Genomic DNA, 519 nt, shown 5'->3' on the forward strand with positions numbered 1-519 from the left:
CATTTGACTTAGGGCTCAAAGAATTTCTTATAGATACAAACAATAACCATATAGAAAGACCAAAATCATTATATAAATATGAGGATAAGTTAATTAAATTACAAAGACAATTATGTAAAATGGTTAGGCATAGTAATAATTATAAGAAACAAAGTAAAAAAACAGCTAAAATTCATGAGAAAATAGCAAATATTAGAAATGATTTTTCGAATAAGCTGTCATGGCAAATTATTAACGATAACCAAGTAATAATTTCAGAAGACTTACAAGTTTCTAATATGATTAAAAATCATAATTTGGCAAAGAGCATACAAGATGTATCATGGTCAGAATTTACGAGAAAGCTGGAATATAAAGCAATTTGGTATGGGAGAACATATCATAAAATAAGTCCCTGGTTTGCTAGTTCTCAAATTTGCTCTGAGTGTGGAGCAGTAAATAAGAAGGTTAAGCTGCTGTCTATAAGAAAATGGAATTGTGAAGAGTGTAAAAGCATTCATGATAGGGATGAAAATGCAT

1 protein-coding gene is annotated in these 519 nt (G+C 28.9%); it reads left to right on the plus strand.

Features of this window, described 5'->3' with window-relative positions; all coding sequences use genetic code 11:
- Positions 1–519, plus strand: a 519-nt coding sequence (locus KPL51_RS23175; protein ID WP_216166794.1) for an RNA-guided endonuclease TnpB family protein, incomplete at both ends; no start/stop codon positions are given.

This window comes from Clostridium bowmanii (assembly GCF_018861315.1).
Lineage (GTDB): Bacteria > Bacillota > Clostridia > Clostridiales > Clostridiaceae > Clostridium_AD > Clostridium_AD bowmanii.